23 protein-coding genes are annotated in these 24,926 nt (G+C 62.5%); 9 read left to right on the top strand and 14 right to left on the bottom strand.

The window, feature by feature from the left end:
* Positions 1 to 15: 15 nt before the first annotated feature.
* Positions 16 to 1,110, bottom strand: coding sequence for a sugar phosphate isomerase/epimerase family protein (locus ACL0K2_RS00790; RefSeq protein ID WP_413043540.1), 1,095 nt, complete (start codon positions 1,108 to 1,110; stop codon positions 16 to 18).
* Positions 1,107 to 2,243: a Gfo/Idh/MocA family protein gene (locus ACL0K2_RS00785; protein WP_413044412.1), complete on the bottom strand. Its 1,137-nt coding sequence runs from the start codon at positions 2,241 to 2,243 to the stop codon at positions 1,107 to 1,109. Before ACL0K2_RS00785 ends, ACL0K2_RS00790 begins: the two co-directional genes overlap by 4 nt.
* Positions 2,244 to 2,506: 263 nt before the next feature.
* Here ACL0K2_RS00785 and ACL0K2_RS00780 point away from each other — a divergent pair, with 263 nt between their 5' ends.
* Entirely contained in the window at positions 2,507 to 3,511 is a 1,005-nt protein-coding gene (locus ACL0K2_RS00780) for a LacI family DNA-binding transcriptional regulator (protein WP_045161902.1), read from the top strand.
* Positions 3,512 to 3,632: 121 nt separating this feature from the next.
* Here ACL0K2_RS00780 and ACL0K2_RS00775 read toward each other — a convergent pair whose 3' ends face one another.
* The 5 genes from ACL0K2_RS00775 to ACL0K2_RS00755 form a co-directional block, all read right to left on the bottom strand.
* Positions 3,633 to 5,897, bottom strand: coding sequence for a xanthine dehydrogenase family protein molybdopterin-binding subunit (locus ACL0K2_RS00775; protein WP_413043539.1), 2,265 nt, complete (start codon positions 5,895 to 5,897; stop codon positions 3,633 to 3,635).
* Positions 5,897 to 6,892 carry an FAD binding domain-containing protein gene (locus ACL0K2_RS00770; protein WP_413043538.1) on the bottom strand — a complete coding sequence of 332 codons (996 nt, stop codon included), beginning with the start codon at positions 6,890 to 6,892 and terminating at the stop codon, positions 5,897 to 5,899. The genes ACL0K2_RS00775 and ACL0K2_RS00770 overlap by 1 nt, the downstream gene beginning before the upstream one ends.
* Positions 6,893 to 6,894: 2 nt before the next feature.
* Positions 6,895 to 7,542: a 2Fe-2S iron-sulfur cluster-binding protein gene (locus tag ACL0K2_RS00765; protein WP_045161897.1), complete on the bottom strand. Its 648-nt coding sequence runs from the start codon at positions 7,540 to 7,542 to the stop codon at positions 6,895 to 6,897.
* 60 nt (positions 7,543 to 7,602) lie between these two features.
* Entirely contained in the window at positions 7,603 to 8,523 is a 921-nt protein-coding gene (locus ACL0K2_RS00760) for a helix-turn-helix domain-containing protein (RefSeq protein ID WP_413043537.1), read from the bottom strand.
* 236 nt (positions 8,524 to 8,759) lie between these two features.
* Positions 8,760 to 9,164 (bottom strand): RidA family protein, encoded by a 405-nt coding sequence (locus ACL0K2_RS00755; protein WP_413043536.1) that lies wholly within the window; start codon positions 9,162 to 9,164, stop codon positions 8,760 to 8,762.
* Between the two features lie 142 nt (positions 9,165 to 9,306).
* Here ACL0K2_RS00755 and ACL0K2_RS00750 point away from each other — a divergent pair, with 142 nt between their 5' ends.
* A complete protein-coding gene (locus ACL0K2_RS00750; RefSeq protein ID WP_413043535.1) occupies positions 9,307 to 10,233 on the top strand; it encodes a LysR substrate-binding domain-containing protein in 927 nt (308 codons plus the stop codon).
* Positions 10,234 to 10,268: 35 nt separating this feature from the next.
* On the opposite strand, the gene ACL0K2_RS00745 is transcribed toward ACL0K2_RS00750, so the two are convergent.
* From ACL0K2_RS00745 to ACL0K2_RS00735, 3 genes are all read right to left on the bottom strand, one after another.
* A complete protein-coding gene (locus tag ACL0K2_RS00745) occupies positions 10,269 to 10,868 on the bottom strand; it encodes a LysE family translocator (RefSeq protein ID WP_413043534.1) in 600 nt (199 codons plus the stop codon).
* Positions 10,869 to 10,972: 104 nt separating this feature from the next.
* The gene (locus ACL0K2_RS00740; protein WP_045161892.1) at positions 10,973 to 11,818 is read right to left on the bottom strand and encodes an AraC family transcriptional regulator; all 846 of its coding nucleotides are present in this window, start codon (positions 11,816 to 11,818) and stop codon (positions 10,973 to 10,975) included.
* Positions 11,819 to 11,903: 85 nt separating this feature from the next.
* Positions 11,904 to 12,791, bottom strand: a complete 888-nt coding sequence (locus ACL0K2_RS00735) for a LysR family transcriptional regulator (RefSeq protein WP_045161891.1) — start codon at positions 12,789 to 12,791, stop codon at positions 11,904 to 11,906.
* Positions 12,792 to 12,909: 118 nt separating this feature from the next.
* Between ACL0K2_RS00735 and ACL0K2_RS00730 the strand changes: the two genes are divergently transcribed.
* Positions 12,910 to 13,335 carry a VOC family protein gene (locus tag ACL0K2_RS00730; RefSeq protein WP_239609264.1) on the top strand — a complete coding sequence of 142 codons (426 nt, stop codon included), beginning with the start codon at positions 12,910 to 12,912 and terminating at the stop codon, positions 13,333 to 13,335.
* A 157-nt stretch (positions 13,336 to 13,492) separates the two neighbouring features.
* Positions 13,493 to 14,407, top strand: coding sequence for a DMT family transporter (locus tag ACL0K2_RS00725; protein ID WP_413043533.1), 915 nt, complete (start codon positions 13,493 to 13,495; stop codon positions 14,405 to 14,407).
* Positions 14,408 to 14,434: 27 nt separating this feature from the next.
* Here the strand turns inward: ACL0K2_RS00725 and ACL0K2_RS00720 are convergent, their stop codons facing one another.
* Positions 14,435 to 14,761 carry a gamma-glutamylcyclotransferase family protein gene (locus ACL0K2_RS00720; RefSeq protein WP_413043532.1) on the bottom strand — a complete coding sequence of 109 codons (327 nt, stop codon included), beginning with the start codon at positions 14,759 to 14,761 and terminating at the stop codon, positions 14,435 to 14,437.
* Between the two features lie 82 nt (positions 14,762 to 14,843).
* Positions 14,844 to 15,668, bottom strand: a complete 825-nt coding sequence (locus ACL0K2_RS00715) for an AraC family transcriptional regulator (RefSeq protein ID WP_045161887.1) — start codon at positions 15,666 to 15,668, stop codon at positions 14,844 to 14,846.
* 206 nt (positions 15,669 to 15,874) lie between these two features.
* Here ACL0K2_RS00715 and ACL0K2_RS00710 point away from each other — a divergent pair, with 206 nt between their 5' ends.
* The gene (locus tag ACL0K2_RS00710; protein WP_413043531.1) at positions 15,875 to 16,672 is read left to right on the top strand and encodes an alpha/beta fold hydrolase; all 798 of its coding nucleotides are present in this window, start codon (positions 15,875 to 15,877) and stop codon (positions 16,670 to 16,672) included.
* A gap of 113 nt (positions 16,673 to 16,785) precedes the next feature.
* Here the strand turns inward: ACL0K2_RS00710 and ACL0K2_RS00705 are convergent, their stop codons facing one another.
* Positions 16,786 to 17,679, bottom strand: a complete 894-nt coding sequence (locus ACL0K2_RS00705) for a LysR family transcriptional regulator (protein ID WP_413043530.1) — start codon at positions 17,677 to 17,679, stop codon at positions 16,786 to 16,788.
* Between the two features lie 107 nt (positions 17,680 to 17,786).
* Between ACL0K2_RS00705 and ACL0K2_RS00700 the strand changes: the two genes are divergently transcribed.
* Complete coding sequence (locus tag ACL0K2_RS00700) at positions 17,787 to 18,569, top strand: NAD(P)H-dependent oxidoreductase (protein ID WP_413043529.1); 783 nt, start codon at positions 17,787 to 17,789, stop codon at positions 18,567 to 18,569.
* A gap of 216 nt (positions 18,570 to 18,785) precedes the next feature.
* Positions 18,786 to 19,202, top strand: a complete 417-nt coding sequence (locus ACL0K2_RS00695) for a hypothetical protein (protein WP_413043528.1) — start codon at positions 18,786 to 18,788, stop codon at positions 19,200 to 19,202.
* Here the strand turns inward: ACL0K2_RS00695 and ACL0K2_RS00690 are convergent.
* The gene (locus tag ACL0K2_RS00690) at positions 19,199 to 20,839 is read right to left on the bottom strand and encodes a Na+/H+ antiporter (RefSeq protein WP_045161882.1); all 1,641 of its coding nucleotides are present in this window, start codon (positions 20,837 to 20,839) and stop codon (positions 19,199 to 19,201) included. The genes ACL0K2_RS00695 and ACL0K2_RS00690 overlap by 4 nt on opposite strands.
* A 524-nt stretch (positions 20,840 to 21,363) precedes the next feature.
* Here ACL0K2_RS00690 and ACL0K2_RS00685 point away from each other — a divergent pair.
* Positions 21,364 to 23,091, top strand: coding sequence for a tannase/feruloyl esterase family alpha/beta hydrolase (locus tag ACL0K2_RS00685; RefSeq protein ID WP_413043527.1), 1,728 nt, complete (start codon positions 21,364 to 21,366; stop codon positions 23,089 to 23,091).
* A 567-nt stretch (positions 23,092 to 23,658) separates the two neighbouring features.
* The gene (locus ACL0K2_RS00680; protein ID WP_413043526.1) at positions 23,659 to 24,921 is read left to right on the top strand and encodes an OprD family porin; all 1,263 of its coding nucleotides are present in this window, start codon (positions 23,659 to 23,661) and stop codon (positions 24,919 to 24,921) included.
* Positions 24,922 to 24,926 lie beyond the last annotated feature (5 nt).

The raw sequence follows: 24,926 nt of genomic DNA, 5'->3' as shown, positions 1-24,926 counted from the left end.
TTAGTGCACGTCTTGTCAGTGAGATACGCCGTCATCGAGGCCCAACAACCGACGGTTTCTCGAGGCGCTGCTCGCAACGCCGGCAAAATCGTCGAAGGCTCGCGTGGCGCGGTTGATCAAATGCCGTCGAATGAAAGAAGCGCCCTCCTCGGCCCCTTGCGCTGCATCTTTGAGGCAGCACTCCCATTCGAGTACTGCCCAGCCCTCGTAACCGTACTGCGTCAGCTTGCTGAATATCTGTTTGAAATCGACCTGGCCGTCGCCCAGCGAGCGGAAGCGCCCAGGACGCTCGACCCAGCTCTGATATCCCCCGTAGACGCCCGAACGGGCGTCCGGGCGGAACTCTGCGTCCTTGACGTGAAACATGCCGATGCGCTCGTGATAGCGATCGATGAAACCGAGGTAGTCCAACTGCTGTAGCAAAAGGTGGCTCGGGTCATAGAGGATTTTCGCGCGCGGGTGATGGTCGACCGCATCGAGGAAGCGCTCGAACGAGGCGCCGTCGTGCAGGTCCTCGCCGGGATGGATCTCGAAGCACAGGTCGACTCCGGCTTCGTCAAAGGCATCGAGAATAGGCCGCCAGCGCCGCGCCAGTTCGGCGAAGCCCTCCTCGATCAGACCACTCGGTCGCTGTGGCCAGGGATACATGTAGGGCCACAACAGTGCGCCGGAAAACGTCGCATGAGCGGTGAGCCCCAGGCGCCGACTGGCTTTAGCGGCTAGCAGCAGTTGATCCATGGCCCACTGGGTACGAGCCTTTGGCTGACCACGCAGCTCCACCGGTGCGAAATCATCGAACAGGTCGTCGAATGCCGGATGCACCGCGACCAGCTGGCCCTGCAAGTGAGTCGAAAGCTCGCTGATTTCGACGCCCGCCTCGGCGCAAAGCCCTTTCAGTTCGTCGCAGTAGGTCTGGCTCTCGGCGGCTCTTTTCAAGTCCAGGCATTGCGTGCCAAGCGTAGGTAGCTGAACCCCGCAGTAGCCGAGCGAGGCGGCCCAGCTCACAAGGTTTGCAAGCCCGTCGAACGGTGCTTGCGTGCCAAGAAACTGCGCAAGAAAGATGGCCGGACCGCGAATACCCCTGGATGTGTGGGTGTGCTCCATATTCATACCTGCCTTTCGGTAGCTGCGAATGCCGTCCACTTGCTGTCGCTGCGATGGCTGGCAAGGACCGTCTCGATAAAGGCCATGCCGCGCAGGCCCGCCTCGATGCCGGGGACATCGGGCGTCGCTCCCGATCGGATGGCAGTGGCAAAATCGCTATAAAGGTTGGCCATTGCCTCGAGATAACCCTCCGGGTGCCCAGCGGGCAGGCGCAGGCGTCGCAGGGCTTCGTCACATAACCAGCGCTGATCGACCCCGGCGCGGAGCAGGCGTTGGGCTTCGCCAAGCGGGCGATGGACCAGGCTATTCGGTTCCTCCTGGCGCCATTCAAGACCGCCGCGCTCGCCGTACAAGCGCAACGTCAAGGCGTTCTCTTCGCCTGTGCAGACTTGACTGGCGATGAGCACGCCGCTTGCGCCTCCGTCGGTCTGGAACAACACAGCACCGTCATCGTCGAGCTGCCGTCCTGCGACATGCACGCCGAGATCCGCGCACAGCCGCTCGATGCGTTGGCAGCTGACGAACTCGGCAAGATTGAAGGCGTGCACGCCAATGTCGCCCATGCAACCGCTCGGCCCGGCCTGTTCCGGCTCCCCGCGCCAGACAGCTTGCTTGTTGCCCTGCCCGGCCTGGTCCTGGCTCAGCCAACCTTGGGGATACTCGACATAGACCTTGCGCAGACGGCCAAGCACGCCGGCTCGCACCATCTGTCGCGCCTGCCAGACCATGGGATAGCCTTGGTAGGTATGCGCCAGCCCATACAAACGTTCGCTACCGGCCAGTGTGGCGGCCAAACGCTGCACCTCGGCGAGCGACAATGCCGCCGGCTTCTCGCTAAACACATGGAAGCCCGCCCGCAGCGCCGCTTCGGCAATAGGTGCATGCAGGTGATTGGGCGTGACGATGGCCAACAGCTCCATGCGTTGGTCCTCCGGCCGCGCCTGCTCTTCGGTCAGCAGCGCCTCCCAGGATCGATAGCAGCGCTCGGGGCTCAGATGCAGTGCTTCACCGCTTCGTCTGTTGTTCTCAGGGTCCCGGCTGAAGGCACCGCAGACCAGTTCGATCCGGTCATCGAGCCGCATTGCCTGACGATGCACCTGGCCGATGAATGCTCCCTCGCCGCCACCCACCATGCCCATCCGGACCCTCGCCCGACTGGCTAAAGCCATTTCCATACTCCGTTCTAATTGTTTTATGATCAATGTAACCGGTTACATTGATCAAGAAACTAGCACCAAAGCCTGTGCTGTCAAGAAAGATTGAATAGAACGTAGCGCGCAGACCGTAATCGTCATCCGAACGTGGCAAGTCGTTGCAACTACCCACGCATGAGCCAAATCGCTGCGTTACGCTATCGACTTGCCGGCGGACCGATCACCACCGGATTGATCAACGAGGAGCTATGCCGAACATTCGCAAGGTGGCCGAACTGGCGGGGGTTTCTGTTGCCACCGTATCGCGCACGTTGAAGTCTCCTGAGAAGGTTTCGCCGCAGACCCGCGATCGCGTGCATACGGCAGTCGAGCAAGCCGGCTATCGCCCTAATCTGATGGCTATACAATTCCGTTCCCGCAGGACCCGCAACCTTGTCGTGCTGGTGCCGGTTATCGCCAACGTATTCTTTGCCCGCGTCATCAGCGGCATACAGGAAGCCGCGCAGGCCTTCGATTACCGCGTGCTGCTGTGCGATACCCGGGGCCGTGAGGAGGTCGAGACGGCCTACGCGGAGCTGGTCCACGCCCACCAGGCCGACGGTGTCATCCAGCTTCGGGCGTTCAATCCGTTCAGCGAGACCTGTCGTCACGGCGACGACCCGCCACCTATGGTCAACGCTTGCGAAGTGCTCGATACGCCGCCCTGTCCCACTGTTCGTCTGGATAACCGTGCCGCCGCCCGCACGATGACCGAACACCTGCTCGCGCTGGGCCATCGCCGCATCGGCCTGATCAAGGGGCCGCAAGGCAGTCCATTGACACGTGACCGGATCGCCGGCTACGAGGATGCACTCAGCGCCGCGGGCATTGCAGCCGACCCCGAACTGCTCTGCCGCGGCAACTTCACCTTGCAGGCCGGCTATCAAGCGGCAGACCAGCTATTGCGTTATCCGAACCGTCCCACGGCGATCTTCTGCGAGAACGATGAGATGGCGATTGGCGCCATCCAGCGCATCCGCCAATCCGGCTTACGGGTCCCGCAGGATATGTCGGTCGCCGGATTCGATGACATCCCCTTCGCTGCCTTCTGCGATCCGCCATTGACGACCATCGCACAACCCGCCGAAGCGTTCGGCCGGCAGGCGGTCGAGATGCTGGTGGCGCAGTTCGAAAAGCGCCCTCTCGAAACACCTCATGTCGTCCTGCCTTACGAGCTGGTCGTGCGCGGCAGCACGGCCGCCGCGCCTTGCTGAGCCTGGGAGCTTGCGCCAGTAAGCGTCGGGCCGTCAGGACATACGACCGCTGTCGGACGTTCGAGCGCTCGATTGGCAACGTTACCCCATGTACGCAGGTACCTGTTGCCCCGGCTGGGGTTCATCGCGCTGTCAGCTCGATCGATTCGAGGCTCGGTAGCAGCTTGTCCAAGGTCAGCGGGAAGTCGCGCACGCGGATGCCCGTCGCGTTGTACACCGCGTTGGCTACCGCTGCTCCAGCACCGCACACGCCCAGCTCACCGAGCCCCTTGCTACCCAGCGGATTGGCATTCAGGTCGGGCTCCCCGATGAAAACCACATCCATATCGGCTATGTCGGCATTGGTCGGCAGCAGGTATTCGGCCAGGTCATGGTTGACGAAATGCCCGTATCGCCCGTCGAGCACGGTCTGTTCCAGCAGCGCCGCACCTATGCCCCAAGCCATGCCGCCGAGTATCTGCGAGCGTGCTGTCCTGGCATTGAGGATGCGCCCGGCATCGATCACCGAGAGCATTCGGCGCATGCGAATCTCGCCGGTATCGATGTTCACCGAGACTTCGGCGAAATGTGCCCCGAACGAATGCTGGGAAAAGTCCTTATACGCATCCCCCATCGGGCCGACGCTCGCTTCGGCCCGTAAGCCGGTCGGCGCAACCCGCCCTAGCAAGTCGGCCAGCCGCTCCCGGTGCTCGCCGATGCCAACGGTGCCATTAACGAATCGGAGATCGTCCGGGTTGGCGTTTTCATAAGGCGAGTCAGGCCGGGCGTTAGCCGCTTCGACGATCAAGGATCTCAACTGCAGACAGGCCGCATCGACCGCCGACGCCGCGCTCGATGCGCCCCATGAGCCGCCCGAGCCTGATGTCCGCGGGAAACGCGTGTCGCCCAGCCGAACCTCGACTGCCGACATCGGGACGCCGAGCCGCTCAGCAGCGACCTGGGTCAGGATGGTATAGGTGCCCGTGCCGATGTCGGTCATGTCGAGCCGGACGCTTACCCGCCCGGTGGCGCTGATTGCTACACGCGCCGAAAAACGGCCCAGGTAGTTCGGACGAATCGCCGCGGCCATCCCCATACCGATGAGCGTCCGCCCTTCTCGGATCTTCGCCGGGGTTGGGTTGCGCCGCTCCCAACCGAAGCGCTCGGCGCCGGTACGCATGCATTCGATCAATGAGCGAGAAGAAAACGGAACGCCGCGCTCCGGATCGACCTCGGGCTCATTACGGACCCGCAGCTCGATCGGGTCGACCGCCAACCGCACGGCCAGTTCGTCCATGGCGCATTCGAACGCCAGCATGCCAGGCGCTTCGCCTGGCGAGCGCATCCACTCGCCCCGGTTGAGGTCCGTGCGCACCAGGCGGTGACGGGTCAGGCGATTGGGCGCGGCGTACAGCGAGCGGGCAAAGATTGCCGTTTGCTCGCAGAACTCCTCGACACGCGAAGTGGCCGACCAGACGTCGAAACCCATCGCCTCGAGCCGGCCATCGCGGTCCGCCCCTAGGCGTACCTGATGCACCATGGCGGCGCGGTGACCGGCGTTGGCGAACATCTGCTGTCGGGTCAGCGCCACCTTGACGGGCCGCTCCAGCTCGCGCGCCGCCAGTGCGGCCAATATGCAATCGGCGTGGGGGATCAGCTTGGCGCCGAAACCACCGCCAACGTAAGGACTCACGACCCGCACCCGCTCGGGCGCAATACCAAGGGTGGCCGCTACTCCCCCTTGGGTGTTGGCCAGCGTCTGCGTGGAGGTATAGAGCGTCAGACCGTCGCTCGACCAGACCGCCAGCGCCGCGTGCGGCTCCATCGGGTTATGGCTCTGGTACGGCGTGCTGTAGCGGACATCCACCATGGAAGCCGCCTGCGCGAACGCAGTCTCGACGTCGCCCATGGCGCTATCGGTCTCGAAGCCGGCATTGGTTCGCACCGGCGTGTACGCCTGTTCCAGACGGGAACGCAGATCGAACTCGCCTTGCTCCGTGGCATAGCGAACCCGTATCAGACCCGCTCCGGCCCGAGCGGCTTCGAAGGTTTGCGCGACCACCAGCGCCACTGGCTCATCGTAATAATGCACATCGGCGGTCGCCAGCATTGGCCGCGCACGGGTGAAGGTCTCGGCTGGCGTCGGGGTCACCGGTGGGCCGAACGATGGCTGGTTCGGCGCATTGCGATGGGTCATGACATGGAGCACACCGGGTGCCCGCTCGGCCTCGCGGGTATCGATCTCGACGATACGTCCCCTCGCAATCGCCGCGCCGAGAATGTAGCCATAAACCATCCGCTCCACATCGCGATGTTCATAGGCATAGGTGGCTCGCCCGGTCACCTTGAGTCGGCCGTCCACTCGGTTTACGGGCTGCCCGATGGGCCCTTCATTCGCAGCTGTCATTAGGGTACTCGCTCCGTACGGGTGGCCGCCGCCAATGTCTGGCGCACGACTCGCTTGGCCAATGGAATCTTGAAGTCGTTGTCGCCGCGCCCTCTTGCTTGCGCCAACGCAGCGTCGGCGGCGGCGACATAGCTCGCGTCGGTAGCCGGTTGCCCAACCAAACGCTGCTCCGCCTCGCTCGGCCTCCAAGGCTTGTGCGCGACGCCGCCGAGTGCGATGCGAGCGTTGCGCACCTCGCCGCCACCGGTCTCGACGATGACCGCCACCGATACCAGCGCAAAGGCGTAGGACGCCCTGTCACGTACCTTGCGGTAGAGCTGCTGACCATCTGGCGCGGGCGGCAGAGTCACCGCGACGATGAGTTCACCCTGCGCCAGGTCCGTTTCGATGTGCGGCGTATCGCCGGGCAAGCGGTACAGACGCTCGATCGGAATGCGGCGCGGCGTGCCGTCCGACCGCAGGGTTTCGATGCTGGCGCCCAGCGCAGTCATGGCCACCGCCATGTCGGAAGGATGCACGGCAATGCAGGCGTCGCTGGCTCCGAGCACCGCACATACGCGATTATGCCCCTGTAACGCCGAGCAGCCGGCGCCAGGCTGACGTTTGTTGCACGGCATGTTCGTGTCGTAAAAATAGGGGCATCGGGTCCGTTGCAGCAGGTTTCCGGCGGTGGTCGCCTTGTTGCGAATCTGCCCTGAGGCGCCCGCCAGCAACGCTTGGGTCAGCAATGGGTAGCCGTCGCGCACGCGCTGATCGGCCGCTAGATCGCTGTTGCGCACCAGCGCCCCGATACGAAGGCCGCCTTCAGCGGTTTGCTCGATCCCGGTCAGCGGTAGTCTGCTGATGTCGACCAGCTGAGAGGGCCGCTCGATGGACAGCTTCATCAAGTCGATCAGATTGGTACCACCACCGATGAAGCGTGCTTGTGGGCTCGCGGCAACGGTGGCAGCTGCCTCTGCGGGACTGGAGGCACGCTGGTAGTCGAACGAAAGCATGCTCAGGCCTCCTCCGCCGCGTCGCGAATGGCGGCGACGATGTTGGGATAGGCGGCGCAGCGGCATAGATTGCCGCTCATCCGCTCGCGGATTTCCATGTCGGTCAGGGCGGGACTCGCGCGCCCGACATCCGCCGTGACATGGCTCGGCCAGCCGGCCCGGACCTCCGCCAGCATGCCGACGGCGGAGCAGATCTGCCCCGGCGTGCAGTAACCGCACTGGAAGGCATCGCGTTCGATGAACGCCTGCTGCAGTGGATGCAGGGTTTCCCCGTTGGCAAGGCCCTCGATGGTGACGATGTCGTCGCCTTCATGCATCACCGCCAAGGTCAGGCACGCGTTGATTCGCCGGCCGTTCACCAACACCGTACAGGCACCACACTGGCCGTGGTCACAGCCCTTCTTGGTTCCGGTCAGGCCAAGGTGTTCCCGCAGTGCATCGAGCAATGTGGTCCGCGCATCGAGCGCCAATTCGTAATCGCTGCCGTTGACCAGCAAGCGGAATGATGCGGCGTCGACCGGAGCGGCAGTTGGAGATGCAACTTCAGGTCGAGCCAGCGCGCGCACACCGGTGGTGAGCAGCAAGCCGGCGGCAGCACCGGCCTGCAAAAGGGCTCGGCGGGTCGTTCGTGGGGTGTTGTTCTCGTCCATGGTTGTCTCCCGAAACAAGCGGTTGCTCGGGAGTGTCGTGGATCGATGTGCAGCGTTCTTTCAACTATGCGGAAGAATGTCAGCATCCCGGACGCGATGACGCCGATAGAGGTGCGGCGTGGTACCGGTCAAACGCCGGAACGTGGAGGTGAAATGGCTTTGACTGGAAAAGCCGAGCTCGAGCGCCATGAGGCTGATCGGCATTGCACTCGACTGCAGCAGCGCTTCGGCGCGGCGCACGCGGCGCTCCAGCACGTAGGCATAGGGCGCCATGCCAGTTTCCGCCCTGAAGTGGCGCGAGAATGTATCGACCGGCATGCAGGCCAGTCGCGCCAGGTCGGTCAGCGAAATGTCGCTATCGAGTCGCGACTCGATGTATTCCGTCAGACGTTTCACCAGTTGGGGCCCGAGCCTCCGCCGGCGCTTACCCGGTGATTCGTCGGGTCCGCCATTTGCCAAGCGAAGGCTCACCAGGCTCACGAGATGCTCCAGATAGACCGAATCCGGCAGATGCCCGGCACTGACTTCGGCCGCGAGCGAGCCAATCAAGCTGCGGACCACCTCATCGCTGCCGTTGACCCGGATCGGTCGATCCAATAGCGCAGAACATCCCGGAAGATCCAGCGATGGATCCAGCCACAGGGCGCTGTAGACCAAATCCGCCTCGTGAAAGTAACCGGAGCGTTCAACACCGGCGGGCACGAAGGACAAAGCCCCCGGACGGTCGCTGCCCTGATAGATGCGCCGGGATTCGCTGTAAATCTGCGTGGTCGTGGTCATGCCGCGCTCGGTCAGCACGATGACATGGCTGGGCGCGGTCCATTGAATCTCCGCCTCTTTGCAGGCCCACCGGCGCCGGTCGAACGTGACCAGACCGCCGAGCAGCGACAGGGTACCAAGGCCCGTACCCTCTGCAGCAGCAGCTCGCAGCGTTCCGTTACCCAGAAGCGGCTCGAGCGATGCGGACTCAGCTGCAGCCATGCAAGGGCCCTCCTCGGATCAGCAGTTGCGACATGATGGTTGCTCTTAGGCTTTATACACAGCGCATCTTGAACGGCTTATTACGAGCGATGGGGTCAGCAGTTTCGAGAAGAAGCCTAGCCCAGATTGGCTGAAACGAACCTGAGCTCGTCAGCAGACAATCATCGAACGGGCCGCGCTGCTGGCTTCGGCGGTTTAGCCAGCGCGCAGCAGCCGGCCGTTTGCTTTAGATCCGGTCAGCCATCAGTGCCCTCTGGCAGTTTCGCGATCACCTTGATTTCGAACTGGAAGCCGTAGAGCCAGGTCACGCCGACAGCGGTCAGCGTCGGGTGCGGCGCGCTTCCCCAGAACTCGGGTACGACCTTCCAGATGGTTTCGAACGTCGATTGCGGATCGACCATGAACACGGTGACGTCAACCACGTCGTCGAAGGTGCAGTTTGCAGCCTTCAGGATCGCATTCAGGTTCTCGAACGCGAGCCTTACCTGAGCCGTCAGATCCGGCTCCGGCGAGCCGTCTTCACGGCTACCGACCTGCCCCGAAACGAACAGGAAGCCGTTGGCGCGGATCGCCGGCGAATAGCGGTTGCGTTCGTAGAGCGCCTGGCGCCCGGGTGGGAAAACAACACTGCGCTGGGTCATGGGGTTACCTCCGTCTATAGGCCGTCGCCGGCCTGTGATTCACGATGGGTTGAATCTAAGGCGGGCATACCTGGCGGATAAACTGGCGCGTCCAGCCAACACTGTTTGTAGAATCCAAACAATCCCCGAGGCTGGAGCAGAGATGGACCGTTTTGATGCGATGAAGGCATTCATCCGCGTGGTTGAGACCGGCAGCTTCACCAAGGCAGCCGAAACCCTGCATATGAGCAAGACCACCGTGTCACAACTGGTGCAGCAACTGGAGGCCAGATTGCGTGTCAGGCTGCTCAACCGCACCACCCGCAAGGTCAACGTCACGGCCGACGGTGCTGCCTACTATGAGCGCGTAGTACGGCTACTGGCCGACATGGACGACGCCGAAACCAGCCTGTCCAGTGCCTCGGCACTCCCTCGGGGTCGTTTGCGCGTGGACGTGCCCAGCCCCTTTGCCCGGATGATTCTGGTACCAGCGCTGCCTGCGTTTTACGCTCGGTATCCGGACATTCAGCTGGACATGGGCGTAAGCGATCGCACGGTCGATTTGATCGGCGAGAACGTGGACTGTGTCGTGCGCGGCGGCGAACTCACCGACCAGTCACTGATAGCGCGGCATGTCGGCGACCTACGGCTTGGGGTCTACGCGGCGCCGAGCTACCTGGAGCGGGCCGGCACGCCCTCACATCCGCGGGAGTTGCAAGACACGCACCACCGGATTGTGGGTTTCCTCTGGGAACGGGCCGGCAAAGTCGTCCCGTATGCCATGCACGGCAACGGAGAGAACATCAAGGTGCTCGGTCGCTATCTGCTCTCGGTCGACGACGGCAACGCTTACCTCGCGGCCGGCCTGGCCGGGCTGGGTGTCTTATGGCTTCCGGATTACATGGCCAGGGATCATCTGGCACGCGGCGAGTTGATTCCCCTGTTCGAAAGCTGGCAACTCGATTCGATGCCGATGTATATCGCGTTTCCCCCGAACCGACATGTCAGCGCCAAACTGCGCGTGTTCATCGATTGGATCGCAGAGCTGATGGCGCAGCACGCACCCGTAGCCGGCCGGCACGGTCGATAACCAAGACGCTTGCGCACGACCACGACTGCAGGCAATCAGGGCAATAACGTCGCCAAGGCAGACAGCAACAACAGTACCGCCAGGCTCCGATTGAACATTACCCGCCGTACCCTGGATCCCAGGAGCGCTGCCGCACCTCGTCCGAGGATCGCCCAAGCGCCCAGGCACGGCAGGGAAATGCAGAAGAACACCAGTGACAGCTGCGTCACGTCATCCCAGCGCTCCGCGCCGGGGCGGGCGAATACGCTGATGACCGCAATGGCCATCATCCAGGCCTTGGGATTGACCAGTTGCAGGCCTGCCGAGGCTAGAAAACCGATACGCGACCCTGCCACCCCATCTTCCACGCGCTCGGGTTCCGGACTCGTGTAGATCTGCCAGGCGAGATAGCTCAGCCAGAGGATACCGAGCCCCTTCATCAGGCTCTGCAGCAGAGTGTGCGTCGCCACCGCATCGCCAACGCCGAGGCCAACCGCCAGCACCACCAGCGCGGCACCTGCGCAGCCACCCAGAACGATTGGCAAAGCGCCAAGCACGCCGAAGCGCACGCTGTGGCTGAGCACCAGCACATTGGTCGGCCCTGGCGTGATGGATGCCACGAACGCAAACAAGGCAAACGGCAGGAGTTCGATCATAACGAGCCCCCCCGGCGGCAGTGATTGTGCAACGGCCTATCGAAATTATCGCTCATGTCGTCCGACTCCTGAGTAGCGTCGGTGCCAGTCTGAGCAGCCAGTAATCAGTCGTCTGGAAGATTCGAGCAGCGCGTGCGGTAGTGCGCCGGGGTCAGGCCATAGGCGCGCCGAAACCACCGGCCAAGGTGGCTTTGGTCGGCAAATCCGAGGATGGAGGCGACCTCGGCGGGCGCTTGCCCTCGGGCCAGCAGATAGCGCGCCCTGGCCAGCCGCAACTGGATGAGATAGGCATGCGGTGCGAGCCCAAACGCCGCCTTGAACGCGCGGGACAAGCGAAAGCGACTGACTCCAGTCACCGCAGCGAGCTCATCCAGCCCGATGTCCTGATCGAAATGCGCATGCAGGTATTCGCGCGCACGAATGGCCACCCGTGGCAGCCGCGGGTCGTCCTGTCGCTCCTGCCGCCAGCGAAGGTGGCCGCTCAGGTTGAGCAGCAGCGTATCCAGCGCGGTTTGCCGCACGATGCGCAGGTCGCATTGCTCCAGCGCGTGGAATGCGTTCGCGATGGCACTCAGCAGCTGGGGGCGCTCCGTCAGGGTTCTATCGAATCCAGGTTCACCACAGGCTAGCGGCGTATCGTCAAGCGTACGCAACTCCCGCGCGAGCCAGGCCGGCTCCAGGTAAAGCATTGAATAGGTGAACCCGCCGTCGACAGGTGCATCACCGTCGTGGATCTCACCGGGCTCGACGAGAAAGATCTGGCCGGGCGTGCTCTTGTGCAACGCACCCCGGCAACTGAATTGCTGAACGCCCTGTTCGGTGAAGCCAATCAAATAGCTGTCATGCCAGTGAGGGTCGAATGCATGGCCCTCGAAGTGCGCACGAATGGTCTCGATGCCGGTATCGGCATCCTGGCGAAGGGTGATCCAGCTACGATCATCGGTATGCATCGAGCACTCGGGGCAGAAGTATCAACGTGCGAAGGGTGATCCTAGTACGGAGTCAAACTCATGTCTGGAACATTCGTGCGGGCGCTCAGCCAGTGTGCTCTTCCCCGCCACCCAGTTCGCTTCGCAGGCATCGTCGAAACAACTGATGCAGCGGCAACTGCTGCGCGCTGTGGCGGCTGACCAGCATTAGTTCGCGATAGAAGGTGGCACTGCCGAGTGGCAATATGCGAACCGTCGGTTCACGCTCCAACCAGAGTCCGGCTTTGGGCACCAGCGCCACGCCCAGTCCGCTTTCAACCATTTTGACGATTGCGTCGAGCTCGTCGAGTTCGAGCCCCGGGCGAACCTCCAATCGGTGTTTGCGCAGGAAATGACTGACCTGTCGGCCACCGAACGAACTGCGGTCGTAACGCACCAAGGGATGATCGGCGAGCAACTGGAACGGGTCGTCGCCTTCGGTTTCCAGGGGCGCGATCAAAACGAACGGCTCCTGCTGGATCAGCTCGACATGCAGTTCCTTGGGCAACGCAAACGGGGGGCGGATCATCACCGCCAGGTCGATATCGCCCGCATCGACCTGTGACAGCAGGTTCAGCGAAACACCCGGGACGAGTTTGGGCGCAACGCCTGGGGCCTCACGCCGCAAACGCAACAAAACCGGCGGCAGCAACCCGGTCTGCACCGTGGCGATCGCGCCGATACGCAGCTCGCCACGGTATTCAGTCAGCGACTCGGGCTGGCCCATCTGTGCGAACGTCTCAAGAACCTGCTCGGCCAGCGGCAACGCGCGCAACCCGGCGGCATTGAGATGCGCCGAACGCCCGGTTCGATCGAACAAACGCAGGCCTAAGCTCTCTTCGAGATTTTTGATCTGGGCGCTAACGGCCGATTGTGTCAGACCGATCTGGTTGCCTGCCGCCGCGAAGCTGCCGCACCGAGCGATCGCCAGGAAGGTTTTTATCTCGCGAATCATGGGCACCGTTCCGATCGATTTTTTTGAGGCTCGGATCAAAACATATCCGTTGTTGGCGGGTGCGACAAATAGACCAGAATGGATGCTGTCGTTCCCACAAAAAAAAAAGGAAGTCCCGATGAGCCTCTCTCCCTTTCACCTTGCGATCCCCGTTTACGACTTGCCAGCGGCCCGCCATTTCTACGGAGAAGTATTCGGTCTTGCCGAAGGGCGCTCGTCCGAGCATTGGGTCGACTTCGACTTCTACGGGCATCAACTGGTGATCCATGAACACCCGAAGACCCAGTCCCAGGATGCCGCGCACACCAACGCGGTAGATGGCCACGACGTGCCGGTGCCGCACTTCGGCATCGTGCTGAGCTGGCCGGAGTGGGAAGCCTTGGCCGAGCGCCTACGCTCTTTGGGCACGCAGTTCGTCATCGAGCCTTATGTGCGCTTCCAGGGCCAGGTCGGCGAGCAAGCCACCATGTTCCTCTTCGATCCCTGCGGCAATGCACTGGAATTCAAGGCATTCAAGGATATGAGCCAGCTGTTCGCCAAATGACCGCGTTCGCAGCCCGATGCCAGGCTGGGGCGGCGCGCAGTAATAGTCGCGCCTAGTCCGGTATATGACATGCGAGCAAGGGTCGATTCGAGTCGGAGGAAGGATAACGGCTCGCCTCCAATGACCACCCAGCCTTACGCCCTGCCGAGACGAATCAATGGACTCCCGTAAACCTTTGGATGCGATGGCCGTTGGTCTGATGCTGCTGCTCTGCCTGATTTGGAGCGCGCAACAGATCGCGCTGAAGGCGACCGCAGCGGATTTCTCCCCTGTGTTGCAGATCGCCCTGCGATCGGGCATCGGAGCACTGCTGGTCGCGACATTGATGCTCTGGCGTCGTGAACGACTGACCGTCGCGCAGGGCATGTGGAAGCCAGGGTGTCTGGCCGGTATCTGCTTTGCTCTAGAGTTCCTGCTGGTTGGCGAGGCCGTGCGGCACACCTCTGCCGGACATGTCGTGGTATTCGTCTACACCGCGCCGGTGTTCGCGGCCCTCGGCCTGCACTGGAAGCTGCCGAACGAGCGCCTCGCCCCGCTGCAGTGGGTTGGCGTAGGGCTGGCCTTCGTCGGAATCGCTGTGGCCTTCCTACGCGGCGCCGACGCTGAGGCCGGGTTAACCAGCGTGCTGTGGGGCGACTTTCTTGCCCTGCTGGCCGGCGCGGCCTGGGGCGCAACCACCGTGCTGATCCGCGCCTCTCGGCTCTCTTCACTGCCAGCAACCCAGACGCTCCTGTATCAGCTGCTGATGGGTTTCGTACTGCTGCTTCCTATCGCCGCTCTGATCGGTCACACCACTTTCAATCCAACTCCGCTGGTTTGGCTGAGCCTGGGCTTCCAGTCGCTGATCGTCTCCTTTGCCAGCTTTCTACTCTGGTTTGCCTTGCTGCGCCGCTATCTCGCGTCGCGGCTTGGTGTGTTGTCCTTTCTCACGCCATTGCTGGGCGTTGCGCTCGGTGCATGGCTGCTGGCCGAGCCGGTCGAGCCCAGCTTCATTGCCGGGGCGATTCTGGTGCTGAGCGGGATCGTACTGGTCAGTGGCTATGGCTGGATCGCGTCGGTATGGAGCCGGTAGGCCGCGCATGCGGCTAATCTCGGGCGTTCACTTCCGAAGCGCGTAGACATATGCCTCGACTGTCTGGCCGCTGGCCAGCTGCACGACGGTCGGTGTGCGCATGTAGGCGTCACCTTCGAAGGCGTCGAGTCTTGCCCAGTGGTCAGGCAGCTGATCGGAGCTGAAAACCAGGCCCTCGATGGTGTCGCCCTGCTCCCCCAGGTCGAGCCCGGGGAACCCCATCGCGGCGCCCCAACCCTCTTCACGCAGCGTGCCCGTCACGCTCGCCGCTTCCCAGGAGCCAGGCACGTCGGCCAGGATGTGTTCGTTCGGCCGTCCGGGTGCCAGCGAGCCGTAAATGAAAAGCCGTTCCATCTCCAATCCCCCCAAAGTGGCAGGCGCCGCCCAGCCAAGATTATCGTCAACATGTCTAATCACCGAGCGATAGGACGCGCTATCACGCACTCGCTGCGGCCTGCCATTCCCGCGGACTGGCACCGGTCTTCCGGCGGAAGGCACGGGCCAGCGCCGACGGGCTCTCGTAGCCGACCTCGTCGGCGATCAATGCGATCGGTCGTCCCTCGCGCAAGCGCTTCTGCGCCAAGCTGATACGCCAGCTGGTGAGGTAATCGGCCGGCGTCTGTCCGACCACCGCGCGGAAACTGGCGGCAAAGCTGGCCCTGGACATGTTCGACTCCGCCGCCAATTCAGCCACTGACCAGGCACGCTCGGGTTCGGCGTGCATCAGCGTCATCGCGCGTGCCAGACGCAGGTCCGCAAGACCGGCCATCATCCCTGAGGTCATGGTCTGACTGGCCATCAGGTGGCGCAGCATCTGCACGATCAGCAGCTCGAAAAGCCGCCCCATCACTGCCTCCCGGCCGCAATAACTGGCAAGCGCCTCCTCGAAAAGCCAGTTCAGCGCGCCATCGAGAATCGGCGCTTCGGCAACCGGCAGCAGCAGTACGTCGGGCAATGCGGCTGCCAGCGGATTGTTCACCCCGCCACTGAAGCGCAACGTCGCGCAGACCAGTCGTGCATGTTCGGATTCACTGGCAATCATCCGGTGACGATAGGGTCGTGGAAATACCATGACGGTCGGCTCGGTCAGCTTGACCTCGCTGTTGTCCTCCAGGCGAAGGGTCATGCTGCCCTCGCGCAAAACGTGGATGTAGCCCACCTGATCGGCCGTTTCGAAAGCCGCTACACCGCACAATTCCCCGCTGTGATAGAGCCCTGCACTCATGCCGAAGTGAGTGAGCAGGCTAGATAGACGATCCATGACAAGCCTCGATTAGACGATCAGTTGCATATTGTCGACGATTTGAACCCAAAGCAACGTTCCGCCTGCGCATTATGTCCCTGCACCTACGCATGCCGCTCACGAAGTCCTGAGCCATTTCCAGTGTTGGTGCTCTGGTCCGCTGAACGCAACCAGCGACCGACACGCGACCCCGAATCATCTCATCGAAAAGGTAGATCAACGTCATGACCACTGCATCCAAAACCCGCAAAACCATAGCCTCCGCTCTTTTCGCCGTCTCCACGCTGGGCAGTGCCATCGGCTTCGCCGCCGACAAACCCACCGTGATTCTGGTGCATGGCGCCTTTGCCGAATCCGCGAGCTGGAACGGCGTAGCCGCTCGGCTGATCGACCAGGGCTACCCGGTGGTCGCCGCAGCCAACCCGCTGCGCGGCGTGGCGAATGACGCCAAGTACGTATCGAACATCATCGAGCACACGTCCGGCCCCATCGTGCTGGTCGGCCACTCCTATGGCGGTAGCGTCATCACCAATGCGGTGAAGGGCAGCAGCAAGGTGAAGGCGCTGGTTTACGTCGCGGCGTTCGCTCCGGCAGCTGGCGAAAGCGCTGCCACGCTGGCAGGTAAGTTTCCCGGCGGCACCCTGGGCCCGACGCTTGCGGCACCGGTGCAACTGAGCGATGGCAACCAGGACCTGTACATCCAGCAAGACAAATTCGCCGAGCAGTTCGCCGCGGATGTCGCACCGGCCGAGGCGGCACTCATGGCGGCGACCCAGCGCCCGATCACCGCCGCGGCGCTCAACGAGGAGAGCCAGCAGGCCGCCTGGGACTACGTGCCGTCCTGGTTCGTTTACGGCACGGGTGACAAGAACATTCCCGAAGCAGCGCTGAAGTTCATGGCCGACCGTGCCGGGTCGAAGAAAACGGTGAACATTCCCGGCGCATCCCACGTCGTGATGACTTCGCATCCAGACGAAGTGGCTGCCCTGATTGTCGAAGCCGCCGAAGCTACGACCAAGTAACCAGCCTGGCCTCGTGCGCCGTTCGATGAGCTCGCCTCATCGAACGGCGTTTTCATTCCAGCAGGAGTGCTTGCGCGTAGCTGCGCGGTTTCGCCAGTTGATGGTTTGCCGACTCACACTGAACGGGCGATATGCTCGCGCAGCCACTGGTGCGCCGGGTCGCGGTGGGAACGTTCGTGCCACAGCATCGCCATTTCATACCCCGGCACCTCAACCGGCGGTTCAACGAACCGCAGCGCCGCGTTGTCGCGTACCAGTCGCCACGGCAGCATGGCGACCAGATCGGTACTCGCCAGCGCCGCCATCACGAACAGAAAATGCGGAACCGAAAGCGCCACGCGGCGCGACAGACCGGCAGCCTGCAACACCTCGTCGGTCACACCACGAAAGCCACCGCCATCCGGCGAAACGATGACATGCGCAAGCTTGCAGAACTGGCTGATCGACGGCCGCTTGCGCAGGCCTGGATGCCCTGCTCGCCCCGCCAGCACATAGCGTTCGGCAAACAGCAAACGGCGATGCAAACCCGGTGGCGAGCCGTCACTGGTATGGAAGGCGAGATCGATAGTGCCTTGCTCCGCCTGTTTGGCGATACGCGGCGGAGCCATTTCAATGACGGCCAGTTGAACACCAGGCGCCTGGGAATACAGCCCTGCGAGCGCCGGCATCACGATTGTCGATTCGGCATAGTCGGTGGCTGCGATCCGCCAGGTATGAGTTGCCCTGGAAGGATCGAAGGGAGCCGAAGGCGACACCACCTGCCTCAGCGCCTCGAGTACCTGACGTAGCGGCTCGCGCAACTCCTCCGCTTTCGCGGTGGGTCTCATGCCCCGCGGGCCGGGCAGCAACAGCGGATCGCCAAAGAACTCGCGCAGCTTGGCCAGGTGCACGCTCACCGAGGGTTGCGCCAGATTCAGACGCTCCGCCGCGCGTGTCACGTTGTGCTCAGCGAGCAGCACATCGAGTGTCAGTAGCAGATTTAGGTCGAGCCTGTGGAGATTACTCATTGCAATACCTGGAATTTCAATTATTCATTTTTAACATAGCCGAGCACGGGCGACCCTAGGCACTCACCTACTCGCTCACCCTTCTGATGCACCAACGGAGCTCAGCCATGAATATTCTTCTTGTTTACGCCCACCCTGAACCCCAATCACTGAACGGCTCTCTGAAGGACTTCTCGGTCAAGCGGCTCGAAGCGGCAGGCCATGACGTCCAGGTTTCAGACCTCTATGCAATGAAGTGGAAGGCCTCGGTCGACGCCGAAGACAATCTGGAGCATCCGATCGATGCGCGCTTCGAGCCATCGCTCAGTTCCAAGCAGGCGTACGAGAACGGCAGCCAGCGCGCGGACATCGCCGCGGAACAGGAGAAACTGCGCTGGGCCGATGCGGTGATTCTGCAATTCCCGCTGTGGTGGTTCTCGATGCCCGCCATCCTCAAAGGCTGGGTCGATCGCGTGTATGCGTACGGCTTCGCGTATGGCGTCGGGGAGCATTCCGATGCGCGCTGGGGCAACCGATACGGTGAGGGCACGCTCGCAGGCAAGCGCGCCATGCTGGTCGTCACCACGGGCGGGTGGGAGTCGCATTACAGCCCTCGCGGAATCAATGGCCCGATGGACGATGTGCTGTTTCCAATACAACACGGGGTACTGTGCTACCCGGGCTTCGACGTTCTGCCGCCCTTTGTCATCTATCGAACCAGCCGGATGGACGAAGACCGTTACGCAACGGTCTGCCATCACCTCGGCGAGCGGCTCGATACGCTGTTCAGCACCGCACCGATTCCCTTCCGCCAGCAGAACGCCGGTGCCTACGAGATACCTGCGCTCACCCTGCGCGATGAGTTCGCGCCCGGCGAATCGGGCTTTAAAGTGCATGTCGCTCGCGAATAGATCGGGCGACCGCTAAGGGCCACATCGTTTTTGTAACGGGGAACCGACTCGGAGGGGCTAAACAAAAGCGACGATCTACCGATAACCCGGCATGCCAGGCGAAACGTATCTTTCGGTACGGTCTCGCGGCATCAAGCCAACCGATTCTTCACCCTGCCCCGTTCAGCGCGGCGGGTGCCAAGGTCGGTATCGCCCATCTGCAAGCGGAGCCCCACCGTGCAACTGATCGATAATCGAGCGCTGATCAACGATGCCCTGAGCCAGTCTGCGGAGCTCACTGGAGGTCGCTTCGATCATCGCTACTGGTTGAGCAAGGTGGCGGACGTGAAGTTGCTGATCATTTCCAAGCCGGAAGTACTGTTCGACCTGTCGGTCAAGGTCTACATTCCGCTGCCTCCCGGACAGAAGACACCACTCACCTACGGCGACGGCTGGTTCAATTGGCACTTTCTCGGTAGCAAAGGCGCGATGATTACTATCGCCCGGGAGATTCTGACCATCGCCATGCGCAATCGGGCATCCAACTCATCCGTGCTGCAGGTCTGGCTAGCCCAATTGGTGTCGTTCAAGCACAGCGACCATACCATCGCCGTGCTTGAACCCGAGCCGCATAAGGACCTGGTGGGGCACTAGGCCGGTTCGCCCGAACCGAGCGCCGCTTCCTCGTAATCCAGTTCGCGCAGCAGCGTCTGCAGCATCTGCTCGTCAATGACGTAGCGTTTGCGCATCCGATAGAGCTCCTTGCGCTGCACCCCGATGGCCTGCATGCGAATGTCGCGTTCCAGGGCCATCGTCTCGCGGGCCTGGTTGGTTCGCTCGTGGTGATCCATCAGAGCTTCGATGTCCTTGCGGTAGGACTCGGTAACCCGCGCCGTCACTTCGCTACGAAGCAGCACTTGGTCAGGGTCATCGACGGGGTTGGCCTGCTTCCAGTTTTCCAGCCAGCTGACGGCTGCCTGGGCGGCCGTCCGGCGGGCCTTCTTCAGCTCTTCCCGGTGCAGTTCGACGTCGTTGTTGGGCAGCTTCTTGAGAAAAAAAGGAATCCCCAAGGCCCCCACTAGCAACGACAGGATGATCACCGCCGCGGCGAGGAAGATCATCAGGTCGCGGCCCGGGAACGGGGTATCGCCGATCATCAGCGGGATCGACAGCACGCCGGCAAGGGTAATCGCCCCACGTACGCCCGCCACTGCGCTCAGCGCGGAAAACAGGGGAAGCGGCTTGGGCTGCACCGTTCTGCCGAGCAGACGAAGCACACGCGCTTCCCCCCAGTGATAGGCGAAGACGAACAGGAAGCGGATCACCAGCAACAGCGCCATGATGGCCAGCGCGCTGAATATCAGCATCGGCATCCGGTAGGTCTCGTGGCCAGCGGCCTCCCAGACGCGTTCGACGATGCGGGGAAACTGCAGCCCCAACAGCAGGAAGACCAGGCCGTTGAAGCTGAAATCGAGCATTTCCCAGATGCTGCGGTTGAGAATGCGCGTGCTGGTCTTGACCGGCAGCATGTCGATGCGGCTCTGTACCATCCCCGCCGCCACCGCCGAGAGAATGCCGGACATCCCGGCATGCTCGGCCAGGAAGAACGCGGCGAACGGCAGCAGCAGGATCATTACCACATAGGTCGACGGATCGAACAGGTCGCGTGCCGTCATCCACTGCTTGGCCTTACCGACCGCCCAGCTCAAGCCGGCGCCGATGGCCAGCCCGCCGAGGGCGATGACGAAGAATTCACCCGTCACGCTGATCATCGAGAACGAGCCGGTAATCGCTGCCGCCAGCGCGAACTTGAAGGAAACCAGGCCGGTGGCGTCGTTCATCATCGCCTCGCCTTCCAGCTGGTGCGCCATATGCCGCGGGAGTCTGCCCTGGGCAATGGCGATCACAGCCAGCGCGTCGGTCGGCGACAGAATGGCTGCCAGCGCGAAGCTTGCACCGAGCGGAATGGCGGGCAACAGCCAGTGAATGAAGTAACCGACCACTACCAGGATGATCAGCACGAGCACCAGTGACATGGCGGTCATTTCCGCGCCGTGCTCGGTGAACTCGCGCTTGGGAATTTTCCAGCCGTCGTAGAACAGCAGCGGCGGAATGAACAGCAGCATGAAAATTTCGGGTTGTAGCTCGACCCCCATGCCGAACGGCGGAAGCGCCAGCACACTGCCCATGATGATCTGCAGGATCGGCAGCGGTAGCGGTACGACATTGGCCAGAACGCGGCTTGCACCCACCGCAAGCAACAGCAGGAATATCAGGTAGAGCGTTTCCATGGGGCCGGCGGGCTCTCTGTAAAAGGTAATAGACGGGATGCACGCAACAGATGCGCATGCGAAAAAGTATAGCCAGGTGTTTGGGTATAGCCGCCTCGTTCGTCAGATCTGATCGGACTAAAACCAACGAAGCCGCGTTCGGCGCTTTGTAGCATCAGACGTCGCACCCGCAGGCAACCGTCACTCGCGATGACAGGATTATCGGTCGCCAGACTCACCACCTGTCGGATGTCCGATCCGCTGGACACCATGTCCAGCCTGCCTGGCATTTATTACCGTTCATGTCCCCTCCGCTGGACGGCCGGCGCGCGGGCGAAAACTCCATCTACCCTTAGGTCCGTGGCGCTAGAGCGGCGCACCGGCGCTCAGCGACCAGTTATCGGGAGCGGGGCCGTGAGCGGCTGCGCCTGGCATGGCTTTGGCTCTGATCGATACGCCTGGCCGCTGCCGTATCCTCCGCCCGGGCGCTCCCGCGTCGTGGCGTCTGCACGAGGCACGACAACAACAAGAAGAAGGAAGCCCACATGAAAGCACCCCGTACAACCCGCGCACGCCGCGCCGGGTCGTCGCGTCTGCTGCTGGCCGTACCTGCCTTGCTGGCAGTGGCGATTGCCCAACCCACCTTCGCCGCCAGCTGCAGCGAAATGACCGGAACCCAGATTCCCGCCGCGGCGATCGCCCTGCCAACCTCTGGGGCCCGGGTGATGTCTGCCACTTCGGTGCCAGGCGGCGGTAGCGCACCGCAGACCTTCGGCCCGTATTGCGACCTGAACGTGGAAGTCGCGCCGGTCGACCCGAGCGCACCAACGATCAAGATGCGCATCGCGCTGCCTGAACAGTGGAACAGTAAAGCGATGATGTATGGCGGTGGCGGCTACAACGGCGCCATTCCCAACGTCGCCGGCAATGTCCCGGCCGGACCTGCCAACCAACCGACGCCGCTGGGCCGTGGCTATGCCGTGTTCGGCAGCGACTCGGGCCATGTGGCCAACCCGATCAATCCCGGTGATTTCGCCTGGAATGGAGAAGCGCTGGCCAACTACGCCCATGACGCGCTGAAAAAAACCCGCGATACCGCGATCTACCTGATCGAGCGCCGCTACGGCCAGCAGCCGGTTCGCAGCTATTTTGCCGGAGGTTCCACCGGCGGCCGTGAGGCGCTCGCGGTGGTGCAGCAATGGCCTGAGGATTTCAATGGGGCCATCGTTCTCTACCCTGCCTACAATGCGGCGGCGCTGGACCTGCAGTTCGGCCGCATCACCCGTGCGCTGGCCGCTCCCGGCGCCTATCCCAGCCTGGAGAAGCGCTCTGCATTGCTGGAAGCCGCGATGCAGGCATGCGACGGGTTGGATGGCGCCATGGACCGTGTGATCAGCAACCAGGCGGCATGCAACGCCCGGTTCGATCCGGCCAAAGCCAAACTGAACGGCCGTCCATTGCGCTGCCCTGCCGGCGTCGATACCGGCGACAGCTGCCTGTCCGATGCGCAGATCAACGCCTTGAAAATCTTCGATACGCCGATCCGTTTCAACCAACCGCTGGCCAGCGGCGAGCTCGGCTACCCCGGCTTCAACACCTGGGGAACGGATCTGGGCCGGCCCGGCGAAGGCCTGCAGGCGATCGTCAACCGGCTCGGCCTCAACACGCTGCAACCCGATTACCCGATGCCGGTGCACGGGACGGGCTTCGCCGAGGGCGCGCCCTACCACTCCGGATTCTGGGATGAGTGGGTGCACTACTTCGTGACCCGCAATCCGGCGTTCAACTCGCTGACGCTGGATCCAGCCAACCTCGGTCCATGGCAGACGCGAGTCGACGCCCTGTCGCTACGCCAGGATGTCAACCAGACGGACCTGTCGGCCTTCGTCGCCAATGGCGGCAAGATTCTCATGGCCCATGGCACCTCGGATCAGCTTGTCAGCACCCGCGCCACGGCCGAGTACTACCAGCGCGTGCAACGGGACATGGGTGTCGGCCAGACCCGCAGGTTCATGCGTTATTACGAGATCCCCGGCTACGCCCATGCCGCCAGCACGGTATTCAACGCCGCCTGGGATTCGTTGACGGCGCTGGAAAACTGGGTCGAACAGGGCATCGCGCCAAAGCGGCAGGTCGTCACCGACACCGTCGCGGTGCCCGGCCGTACCCGGCCACTTTGCGAGTACCCCGCCTGGCCGAAATACAAGGGCCGCGGCGATGTGAACGACGCCTCGAGCTTCGTCTGCGTGAAAAGCCAGAAAGGCCGGCACTGAGCTGAGCCGTCGGGCGGACCTAAACCATCAGCTGCGAGCCTGATAGCTCGCCGCTGATGGATGCCTGTCCCGAACCCTATGCCGTGATCGTGCCATGGGCGATACGAGCGCGGCAGCACCGATCCGACGCGGGCTGCAGGCAGATCGCCGTGCCGTCCGTGATATTGGACAGCAATGAATCCGCCGTTCTGAGCATGCCCAATTCGTCGGACAACTTCAGCTGCCCAGAAGCCATGAAGCTGCTGTCCAGATTGACGGGGCACACCGCTCTGGCTCGCTCCTTTCAGGCACTACCTGATGCTTTTTTTCTTGAGCCGTCAGTGCTGGCACGGCATTCGCTCTAACCCAACCCATCGAAACCAAGCGATCACTCTGCTGGCATAGAGGCCCTTCACGCGCGGCTGGCTATAGAACAAGAACAGAAAAGGATCGCCCACCGCTTGCGATCCGCCCCACCCGCCTGCGCGCTCACGGTTGCCAGCACATCGGCACGGCGTCAGCGCCGTGGAAGAACTCCGTCGTTGATTCACCCGCAACGCTGCACCCATAACAACAAGAGGAAACACCATGCATCATGACCGCAAGACCATCTGCCAACTGCTGTGCGCAGGCGCCGCTCTGAGCATCGCCGGGCCAGCCAGCGCGGCCTTCATCGACGACAGCAAGGCGAGCGTCGAGCTGCGCAATTTCTACATGAACCGTGATTTCCGCCAAAGTGGCGCGTCCCAGTCCAAGGCCGACGAGTGGGCTCAGGGCTTCATCATGAAGATCGAGTCGGGCTACACCGATGGGCCGGTCGGCTTCGGCATCGATGCTCTCGGCCTGCTCGGCGTCAAGCTCGATTCAAGCCCGGATCGCTCCGGTACCGGCATCCTGCAGCGCGACCGGGAGACCAACCGCGCCCAGGACGACTACGGCTCGGCCGGTCTGACGGCCAAGGCCCGGATCTCCAACAGCACCTTGCACGTCGGCACGCTGCAACCGGTCGTCCCGGTATTGATGCGCAACGACAGCCGCCTGCTGCCCAATACCTATCGCGGAGCCTGGTTGCAGAGCAAGGAAGTCGACGGACTCACGCTCGATCTCGGCAAGCTCGACCGGATCAACTACCGTGACTCCTCCGATAATGAAGAAATGACCGTTTTCAACGGCGGCCGACGCAACATTACCTTTGGCAACAAGACCACCAGTGACGAGTTCCTGTTCGCCGGAGGCAAGTATCAGTTCAGCCCGGAACTGACCGGTAGTTATTACTACGGCGGGCTGGACGGCATCTACGATCAGCACAACGTCAATCTGGTGCATGTGCTACCGATCGGCGACAAGCAGAGCTTCAAGACCGACCTGCGCTACGTGCGCTCCACCGATGATGGCGGCAGCAATGTCGACAACAATGCCTTCGGCGCCCTCTTCACTTACCGGATCGGCGGACACGGCTTTACCGGTGGCTACCAGAAAATGAGCGGCGACACCGGTTTCGCCTACGTCAGCGGCGGCGACAACGCGCTGATAAACCTCCTACAGATCAATGACTTCGGCAACCAAGATGAGAAGTCATGGCAAGTTCGTTATGACTACGACTTCGCCGTACTGGGCGTTCCCGGCCTGAGCCTGATGACCCGCTACGTCACGGGCGACAACGTTGATCGCGGAGCTGGCCTGAGCGAAGGCAAAGAATGGGAGCGCGACACCGACATCGCCTATGTGGTCCAGAACGGTCCGCTGAAGAACTTCGGCATGAAGGTGCGCAACGCCACTGTGCGCAGCAACTTCGGCGCCGATCTGAACGAAACTCGCCTGATTCTCAGCTATACCCTGGCGCTCTGGTAGTCGAA

Source organism: Pseudomonas sp. YJ42, from assembly GCF_047225135.1.
Lineage (GTDB): Bacteria > Pseudomonadota > Gammaproteobacteria > Pseudomonadales > Pseudomonadaceae > Stutzerimonas > Stutzerimonas stutzeri_E.
This window is presented reverse-complemented; position numbering and strand designations above follow the sequence as displayed.

What these genes read in the sequence shown, in the direction of transcription:
- ACL0K2_RS00740 (WP_045161892.1), bottom strand. Translation starts at nt 11,818, where the DNA reads ATGCATACCGATGATCGTAGCTGGATCACCCTTCGCCAGGATGCCGAT.
- ACL0K2_RS00745 (WP_413043534.1), bottom strand. Translation starts at nt 10,868, where the DNA reads ATGATCGAACTCCTGCCGTTTGCCTTGTTTGCGTTCGTGGCATCCATC.
- ACL0K2_RS00680 (WP_413043526.1), top strand. Translation starts at nt 23,659, where the DNA reads ATGCATCATGACCGCAAGACCATCTGCCAACTGCTGTGCGCAGGCGCC.
- ACL0K2_RS00760 (WP_413043537.1), bottom strand. Translation starts at nt 8,523, where the DNA reads ATGGCTGCAGCTGAGTCCGCATCGCTCGAGCCGCTTCTGGGTAACGGA.
- ACL0K2_RS00710 (WP_413043531.1), top strand. Translation starts at nt 15,875, where the DNA reads ATGACCACTGCATCCAAAACCCGCAAAACCATAGCCTCCGCTCTTTTC.
- ACL0K2_RS00700 (WP_413043529.1), top strand. Translation starts at nt 17,787, where the DNA reads ATGAATATTCTTCTTGTTTACGCCCACCCTGAACCCCAATCACTGAAC.
- ACL0K2_RS00735 (WP_045161891.1), bottom strand. Translation starts at nt 12,791, where the DNA reads ATGATTCGCGAGATAAAAACCTTCCTGGCGATCGCTCGGTGCGGCAGC.
- ACL0K2_RS00720 (WP_413043532.1), bottom strand. Translation starts at nt 14,761, where the DNA reads ATGGAACGGCTTTTCATTTACGGCTCGCTGGCACCCGGACGGCCGAAC.
- ACL0K2_RS00775 (WP_413043539.1), bottom strand. Translation starts at nt 5,897, where the DNA reads ATGACAGCTGCGAATGAAGGGCCCATCGGGCAGCCCGTAAACCGAGTG.
- ACL0K2_RS00705 (WP_413043530.1), bottom strand. Translation starts at nt 17,679, where the DNA reads ATGAGTAATCTCCACAGGCTCGACCTAAATCTGCTACTGACACTCGAT.
- ACL0K2_RS00755 (WP_413043536.1), bottom strand. Translation starts at nt 9,164, where the DNA reads ATGACCCAGCGCAGTGTTGTTTTCCCACCCGGGCGCCAGGCGCTCTAC.
- ACL0K2_RS00785 (WP_413044412.1), bottom strand. Translation starts at nt 2,243, where the DNA reads ATGGGCATGGTGGGTGGCGGCGAGGGAGCATTCATCGGCCAGGTGCAT.
- ACL0K2_RS00730 (WP_239609264.1), top strand. Translation starts at nt 12,910, where the DNA reads ATGAGCCTCTCTCCCTTTCACCTTGCGATCCCCGTTTACGACTTGCCA.
- ACL0K2_RS00690 (WP_045161882.1), bottom strand. Translation starts at nt 20,839, where the DNA reads ATGGAAACGCTCTACCTGATATTCCTGCTGTTGCTTGCGGTGGGTGCA.
- ACL0K2_RS00725 (WP_413043533.1), top strand. Translation starts at nt 13,493, where the DNA reads ATGGACTCCCGTAAACCTTTGGATGCGATGGCCGTTGGTCTGATGCTG.
- ACL0K2_RS00750 (WP_413043535.1), top strand. Translation starts at nt 9,307, where the DNA reads ATGGACCGTTTTGATGCGATGAAGGCATTCATCCGCGTGGTTGAGACC.
- ACL0K2_RS00790 (WP_413043540.1), bottom strand. Translation starts at nt 1,110, where the DNA reads ATGAATATGGAGCACACCCACACATCCAGGGGTATTCGCGGTCCGGCC.
- ACL0K2_RS00770 (WP_413043538.1), bottom strand. Translation starts at nt 6,892, where the DNA reads ATGCTTTCGTTCGACTACCAGCGTGCCTCCAGTCCCGCAGAGGCAGCT.
- ACL0K2_RS00715 (WP_045161887.1), bottom strand. Translation starts at nt 15,668, where the DNA reads ATGGATCGTCTATCTAGCCTGCTCACTCACTTCGGCATGAGTGCAGGG.
- ACL0K2_RS00685 (WP_413043527.1), top strand. Translation starts at nt 21,364, where the DNA reads ATGAAAGCACCCCGTACAACCCGCGCACGCCGCGCCGGGTCGTCGCGT.
- ACL0K2_RS00780 (WP_045161902.1), top strand. Translation starts at nt 2,507, where the DNA reads ATGCCGAACATTCGCAAGGTGGCCGAACTGGCGGGGGTTTCTGTTGCC.
- ACL0K2_RS00765 (WP_045161897.1), bottom strand. Translation starts at nt 7,542, where the DNA reads ATGGACGAGAACAACACCCCACGAACGACCCGCCGAGCCCTTTTGCAG.